The organism is Pseudomonas sp. GM74, from assembly GCF_000282455.1.
Classification (GTDB): Bacteria; Pseudomonadota; Gammaproteobacteria; order Pseudomonadales; family Pseudomonadaceae; genus Aquipseudomonas.
Map to the genome: position 1 here is coordinate 1 of NZ_AKJG01000133.1, position 6,689 is coordinate 6,689.

Consider the following 6,689-nt stretch of genomic DNA (forward strand, 5'->3'; position numbering starts at 1 on the left):
CCGTTAGCCGCGGCGGCCGCCGTGAAGCTGCCGGAGTCCATGACCTGGCAAAAAATACGCATATCTTCGAAGGGGTTCATTGTCACCTCCCGGTTGACAGTCAAACACTTTATAGCTGCTTTTTCCCTTCCAGGCATCCTATTAATCTGTGTTCACGGTGTTGCTCAAGCCTGAATCACAGAGCTGGCAGCGACCTCATCCCAAGACTCTCAACGCCATTGGTTAAAAAGGATTTATCCATGAACCTCATCCAGAAAACCCTGACCGCCTCCCTCCTCGCCCTCGCCGTAGGCAACGCTTTTGCCGCAGGCAGTCCGGGTGTCGAACACAACACCCAGGCCTTCCTCGAAGCCCTCGCCGCCGGCGGTGGCAAACCACTTGAACAACTGAGCCCGAAAGACGCCCGTGGGGTACTGACCGGTGCCCAGGCATCCGTGAAGGTTGATCTGACCGGCGTGGAAGTCAGCGACAAGGCAATCAAGGTTGACGGTCAGACGATCAACCTCAAAGTGGTGCGCCCAGCCAAGGTCAAAGGTGAATTGCCGGTGTTCATGTTCTTCCACGGTGGCGGTTGGGTGCTGGGGGATTTCCCTACTCACCAACGCCTGATTCGTGACCTGGTGGTGGGTTCCGGCGCGGTCGCGGTGTACGTCGACTACACGCCGTCGCCGCAAGCGCATTACCCGACCGCGATCAACCAGGCCTATGCCGCGACCCGCTGGGTGGCCGAACACGGCCAGGAAATCGGCGTCGACGGCAAACGCCTGGCGGTGGCCGGCAACAGCGTCGGCGGCAACATGGCGGCGGTCGTGGCCTTGATGGCCAAGGAACAGAAAGCCCCGGTCCTGCGTTTTCAACTGCTGATGTGGCCGGTGACCAACGCACAGTTCGATAGCGCGTCGTACCAGCAATTTGCCGAAGGCCACTTCCTGACGCAAAACATGATGAAGTGGTTCTGGGACAACTACACCACCGACGCCGGTGAACGTGCGCAGATTCATGCCTCGCCGCTCAACGCCAGCACCGAACAGCTCAAAGGCCTGCCGGCCGCCCTGGTGCAGACCGCCGAATTCGACGTGCTGCGTGACGAAGGTGAAGCCTACGCCCGCCACCTCGACGCAGCGGGTGTGCCGGTGACTTCGGTACGCTACAACGGCATGATCCACGACTTCGGTCTGCTCAACCCGCTGAGCCAGATTCCGCAAGTGAAGGCGGCGGTGCGCCAGGCTGCGCTGGAGCTCAAGACTCACTTGAAGTAAGCCCCAACCCTTCACCGCACACTGGTTGTGTGGTGAAGGGCTTTTCTGTGGGACATAATTTCCAGCGGAGCATCCCAATGTCTTTTATCTACGCTCATTTGCTCTCCCTCAGCACCCTGCTACTGATCATCGACGCCCTGCTCTGGCACCTCGCGCCATTCAAGCATCGCGTCAGCCGGGTCGGCGTGCGCCTGGCGCTGTTTATGCTGTTCAGCGCGGTGCTCATCAACGCCGGCGTCAGCCCGTTGCAGGCGCCCTTGTTTGCCGATGATCCCGTGGCGCAGCTGGGGGCCACCGCCCTGGGGATTCTCTGGTGGCTGTACGCCGCGCGGGTGCTCACCGAAGTGATCGGCCTGGCCCTGATGCGGCGCATCGGCCACAGCGGCCGGCTGCTGCAGGATGTCATCGGAGCTCTGGTGTTCCTGATTGCCGTGGTGGCCGCCGCCGGCTACGTACTGGAGCTGCCGGTGAAAGGTTTGCTGGCGACCTCCGGCGTCGTCGCCATCGTGGTGGGCCTGGCATTGCAGAGCACCTTGAGCGACGTGTTCTCCGGCATCGTGCTCAACACCACCAAGCCGTACCAGGTCGATGACCGGGTTTCCATCGACGGCATTGAAGGCAAGGTGCTGGACATCGACTGGCGTGCCACCCACCTGCTGACCAGCGCCGGCAGCACCGCGGTGGTGCCGAACTCGGTGGCGGCCAAGGCAAAGATCGTCAACCTCAGCCGCCCGTTCAATGTGCACGGCGTGTCGATCAGCATTCTGGTGCCCAACCACATCCGCCCGCGCCGGGTACTCGATGCGCTGGACCGCACCCTTCAGGGCAGCAGCAGCCTGCTGCTCGATCCGCCGCCGAGAGCCGTGCTCAAGGAGGCCGGCGAAACCATGTCCGAATACGTGGCCAGCGGCTTCATCGCCGAATTGGGCAAAAAGGGTGAAGTGCGCAATCAACTGTTCGACCTGGCCCATCGGCACCTCGAAGCGGCAGGCATTTCCCGGCAACCCGATGGCGTGATCGAGCCATCGACCCGCGCACGGGCCTTGCTCGACGAAGTGAAAATTTTCCGTTCCCTGAGCGCCGAGGAACGGGATCGTCTGGCCCAGAACATGGTGGCGCAGCAATACGCGGCCGGTGATGTGGTGCTGGATCTGGAAGAAGTGCCGGACAGCCTGTTCGTCATCGCCACCGGCGTGGTCAGCGCCACCGTCCCCGACGGCGGCACGCAGATCGAAGCCGGGCGCATGGGGCCGAGCGAAGTCATGGGCGAACAAAGCATCCTCGCCGACACGCCGTCCCAGGCACGGTTCACCGCCATGACCTCAAGCATCATCTACCGCCTCGACAAATCCCTGACCCGCAGTTGCATGGCGCAACGACGGGAAGTCGATCGGGCGTTGAACAAGCTGCAGGCGGTGCGCCAGCAGAACAGCCGGATGGCGTTGATGGCCAAGCCGGTGGCGGTCAAGAGAGGAGGTTTTTTGAGTTGGTTGCAGAACCGCTGATCAGCAGTTCACACAAAACACTGTGGGAGCGAGCTTGCTCGCGATAGCTTTCTGTCAGTCAACATATGTGTCGACTGATACGCCGCCATCGCGAGCAAGCTCGCTCCCACAGGTGTACGTCTTACTTCGCAGTGAACTTCATGTAACTGTTGATCAGGTTGCGATAGTTCGGCAGGCGTTCCGACAGCAGGTTGGCCAGGCCTTCCATGTCGTTGCGCCAGTCGCCTTGCAGCTCGCAGGCCACGGCGAACCAGTTCAGCAGGTGCGCACCGGCGGCCGACATGCGCGCCCAGGCCGCTTGTTGCACGGTGGTGTTGAAAGTGCCGGAAGCGTCGGTCACCACAAACACTTCAAAGCCTTCGGCAATGGCCGACAGGGTCGGGAACGCCACGCACACGTCGGTCACCACACCGGCGATGATCAGTTGCTTGCGACCGGTGGCCTTGATCGCCTTGACGAAGTCTTCGTTGTCCCAGGCGTTGATCTGGCCCGGGCGGGCAATGAACGGCGCGTCCGGGAACTGCGCCTTGAGCTCCGGCACGATCGGACCGTTCGGACCGCTGTCGAAACTGGTGGTGAGGATGGTCGGCAGTTTGAAGAACTTGGCGATGTCGCCCAGCGCCAGCACGTTGTTCTTGAACTCGTTGGGCGAGAAATCCTGCACCAGCGAGATCAGACCGGTCTGGTGGTCGACCAGCAAGACCACGGCATCGTCTTTGTTCAGGCGTTTGTACGGAACGTTGCTCATTGGAAGCTCCTTGATGGATGGTTATTGCATACCGCGCCGCCCTGTTGGGGCGGCGCTTTTTTGAATTCGTCAGAAGGCAAAACACGAACAGCCAAAGGCGCCCCAGAAACCGGCGAAATCACTGACCGGCGCGTTCGACAGGCGCGCCCGTTCATGGCTGTGGGAATGCACCGCGCACGGCCCGCTGCAATGGTGAACCTGGGCCTGCATCGGCGAGGTCGGGCGCCAGTGGCCCGGCACCTTCACCACCGGCGACCAGTCCGGCAGTACCGGCACGCTGGCCGGCCCGAGCTTCTCGAAGTCACCGGCGCCGTACACCACTTTGCCGCCGACCACGGTCAACACCGATTCGATCCACTTGATCGCCTCTTCATCGACGTTGAAGAAATCCGCGCTGAGGGCCGCGACGTCGGCCAATTGCCCGACCTTGATCTGGCCTTTCTTGCCCTGCTCGGACGAGAACCAGGCGCTGCCGTGGGTGAACAACTCCAACGCAGTCAGGCGTGGAAGGCCTTCGGCGTGCAACTCCATGCCGCCAACGGTGCGGCCGCTGACCATCCAGTACAACGAGGTCCACGGGTTGTAGCTCGACACCCGCGTCGCATCGGTACCGGCGCCCACCGGCACACCTTCGGCCAGCATGCGTTTGATCGGTGGCGTGGCTTCGGCCGCTTTTGCGCCATAACGCTCGACGAAATATTCACCCTGGAATGCCATGCGATCCTGGATCGCAATGCCGCCACCCAGCGCCCTCACCCGCTCGATGTTCTGCGGGGTGATGGTTTCGGCGTGGTCGAAAAACCATGGCAGGCTGTTGAACGGAATGTCGCGGTTGACCTTCTCGAACACGTCGAGCATGCGGCTGATGGATTCGTTGTAGGTAGCGTGCAAACGGAACGGCCAGCGATGCTCGACCAGATGGCGCACCACCGGCTCCAGCTCAGCTTCCATGGTTTGCGGCAGGTCCGGGCGCGGTTCGAGGAAGTCTTCGAAGTCCGCCGCCGAGAACACCAGCATTTCCCCGGCGCCGTTGTGCCGAAGGTAATCGTCACCCTGGTGCAGCTTCACGCTGCCGGTCCAGTTCTTGAAGTCGGTCAACTCTTCCTTGGGCTTCTGGGTGAACAGGTTGTAGGCGATGCGCACCGTCAGTTGCTCGTCCTTCGCCAACTGCTCGATCACCTGGTAATCATCCGGATAGTTCTGGAAACCGCCGCCGGCATCGATGGCGCTGGTCAGGCCCAGGCGATTGAGTTCGCGCATGAACTGGCGGGTCGAGTTGACCTGATACTCCAGCGGCAGCTTCGGCCCCTTGGCCAGGGTCGAATACAGAATCATCGCGTTGGGCCGCGCCACCAGCATGCCGGTCGGCTCGCCATTGGCGTCACGCACGATCTCGCCACCCGGTGGGTTCGGCGTGTCGCGGGTGTAACCGGCTACGCGCAACGCGGCACGGTTGAGCAAGGCGCGGTCGTACAGGTGCAGCACGAACACCGGCGTGTCTGGCGCCGCCTGGTTGAGCTCGGCCAGGGTCGGCATGCGCTTCTCGGCGAACTGGAATTCGTTCCAGCCACCGACCACCCGCACCCACTGCGGCGTCGGCGTACGGTCGGCCTGATCCTTGAGCATGCGCAAGGCATCGGCCAGGGACGGCACACCTTCCCAGCGCAGTTCCAGGTTGTAGTTCAAGCCGCCGCGGATCAGGTGCAAGTGCGAGTCGTTGAGCCCGGGAATCACGCAGCGGCCCTTGAGGTCGATCACTTGGGTGTTCGAGCCACGCAGGGCCATGGCCTCGGCATCACTGCCCACTGCGACAAAACGCCCGTCGCTGATCGCCACGGCGCTGGCGAGCGGTTTTTCGCGGTCGACGGTATGGAATTGACCATTGAACAGAATCAGATCGGCGTTCATCACGGTTCCTCGTGCAATGTTGAGGGAGACAGCCAGGGCGCGAACAGACGCGTCGCCATGGGCATGAAGATGTAAACCACCGAGAGCACGATGGTCAGGGTGATCAGGAACGTGGCCACCACGTAGTTGGAGAGCAAGGCGTTGAGCCGTAGCAGCGGCCCCCAGAGCAGAGGCACCAGCAAGGTGTGCGGCAGGATCACCAGCAACGTCACCACAGCCTGCTTCCAGCGCGGCGGTGGCGTACCGGCTTCGGCCTGGGGCGAGAACCAGAATTCGTTGACCGGATTGACTTCGGTCTGGTCGCCATCGGCCAGCATCGGCGCGGCTTCGTCGACCAGCTCCTGGCGCTGCGGCGAATCGAGCCAGCGCTGCATCGCCTCAGTCGAGCAAAAGCGCAGCACGCAGGTGTAGGTGTCGAGGCCGGCGTTCTTGCCGCGCACCACATCCACGCCCAAATGCCCGACGCTCTGCGCAGCCACCTTGACGATGTTGCGCAGCCAGGCCTCATAAGGCACTTCAAAACCGGCCTTGACCCGGTGTTTGACGATCAAGGTCACCACCTCATCAGGCCCGGGACTTGCCGGTTCACGGCGATTGAGATCAGACATAACGCAAGGCTCCGGCAAAACGGACATTGAGCGCGAGCCGTCCCGGCCCGGCGATAAAAATGCTGGTGAACACAATCAGCAACAACCAGCCGAACTGGCCTTCGAAGAGGGTCCACTGCGGATGCACGATCAACATCGACACCCATAACAAAAACAGAATAGGCAAACACGCCAGACGCACCAGCAACCCGACGACGATCAGCAGCGGGCACACCACCTCGGCAAAAATCGCCAGCAGCAGCGTCAGGTTCGCCCCCAGGTGGAAAGGGTCTTCGATGTTTTGCAACTCGGCACTGTAGTGAAGCAGCTTGGGCAAACCGTGCACCCACAACAGAAACAACCCGCCGCTGACCCGCAGGAACAGCAACCCCCAGTCTTGCGCCCGATCATCGCGTCGCGAAGCGTCCATGGCCCACCCGCACAAATGAAAAACCACCGACGCCCATGCGCCGGGACTGGATTCGATAATGATGGGACGGGGGAAGGAAAAATTGAATGTACGTGCTCTGTTTGCGAGCACGCCGGCGCTCTGCCAATCACACAAAGTCCTGTGGGAGCGGGCTTGCTCGCGAAAGCGGTGGGTCAGGCGATGATTATTTTGTGGGTGTACATATCCGTTGCTGCGGTCACGGCCTCTGGCGGTTCCGCTCTTACAGCGGGT

General features: G+C 61.8%; 7 protein-coding genes. 2 read left to right on the top strand and 5 right to left on the bottom strand.

The genetic code is table 11. The features are described from left to right. Positions 1 to 137: helix-turn-helix domain-containing protein (locus PMI34_RS29410; RefSeq protein ID WP_238538819.1), on the bottom strand; the 137-nt coding region annotated here is incomplete at its 3' end. A gap of 102 nt (positions 138 to 239) precedes the next feature. On the opposite strand from PMI34_RS29410, the gene PMI34_RS04645 reads away from it, so the two are divergent. Together PMI34_RS04645 and PMI34_RS04640 are read left to right on the top strand one after the other, a co-directional pair. Next, positions 240 to 1,259: an alpha/beta hydrolase gene (locus PMI34_RS04645; protein WP_008053052.1), complete on the top strand. Its 1,020-nt coding sequence runs from the start codon at positions 240 to 242 to the stop codon at positions 1,257 to 1,259. Positions 1,260 to 1,336: 77 nt separating this feature from the next. Next, entirely contained in the window at positions 1,337 to 2,764 is a 1,428-nt protein-coding gene (locus PMI34_RS04640) for a mechanosensitive ion channel family protein (protein WP_008053054.1), read from the top strand. A gap of 121 nt (positions 2,765 to 2,885) precedes the next feature. Here the strand turns inward: PMI34_RS04640 and ycaC are convergent, their stop codons facing one another. The 4 genes from ycaC to PMI34_RS0127520 all read right to left on the bottom strand — a co-directional run bounded on the left by ycaC (position 2,886) and on the right by PMI34_RS0127520 (position 6,437). After that, the gene (gene ycaC, locus PMI34_RS04635; RefSeq protein WP_007991021.1) at positions 2,886 to 3,512 is read right to left on the bottom strand and encodes an isochorismate family cysteine hydrolase YcaC; all 627 of its coding nucleotides are present in this window, start codon (positions 3,510 to 3,512) and stop codon (positions 2,886 to 2,888) included. 69 nt (positions 3,513 to 3,581) lie between these two features. Continuing rightward, positions 3,582 to 5,420: an amidohydrolase gene (locus PMI34_RS04630; protein ID WP_008053056.1), complete on the bottom strand. Its 1,839-nt coding sequence runs from the start codon at positions 5,418 to 5,420 to the stop codon at positions 3,582 to 3,584. Further along, entirely contained in the window at positions 5,420 to 6,028 is a 609-nt protein-coding gene (locus tag PMI34_RS04625) for an antibiotic biosynthesis monooxygenase (RefSeq protein WP_008053058.1), read from the bottom strand. The genes PMI34_RS04630 and PMI34_RS04625 overlap by 1 nt, the downstream gene beginning before the upstream one ends. Then, positions 6,021 to 6,437: a DoxX family protein gene (locus PMI34_RS0127520; protein WP_032829854.1), complete on the bottom strand. Its 417-nt coding sequence runs from the start codon at positions 6,435 to 6,437 to the stop codon at positions 6,021 to 6,023. Before PMI34_RS0127520 ends, PMI34_RS04625 begins: the two co-directional genes overlap by 8 nt. Between the last annotated feature and the right edge of the window lie 252 nt (positions 6,438 to 6,689).

Excerpts from the sequence above, each read along its gene's own strand:
- PMI34_RS04645 (WP_008053052.1), top strand. The coding sequence starts at position 240 with ATGAACCTCATCCAGAAAACCCTGACCGCCTCCCTCCTCGCCCTCGCC.
- PMI34_RS04640 (WP_008053054.1), top strand. The coding sequence starts at position 1,337 with ATGTCTTTTATCTACGCTCATTTGCTCTCCCTCAGCACCCTGCTACTG.
- ycaC (WP_007991021.1), bottom strand. The coding sequence starts at position 3,512 with ATGAGCAACGTTCCGTACAAACGCCTGAACAAAGACGATGCCGTGGTC.
- PMI34_RS04630 (WP_008053056.1), bottom strand. The coding sequence starts at position 5,420 with ATGAACGCCGATCTGATTCTGTTCAATGGTCAATTCCATACCGTCGAC.
- PMI34_RS04625 (WP_008053058.1), bottom strand. The coding sequence starts at position 6,028 with ATGTCTGATCTCAATCGCCGTGAACCGGCAAGTCCCGGGCCTGATGAG.
- PMI34_RS0127520 (WP_032829854.1), bottom strand. The coding sequence starts at position 6,437 with ATGGACGCTTCGCGACGCGATGATCGGGCGCAAGACTGGGGGTTGCTG.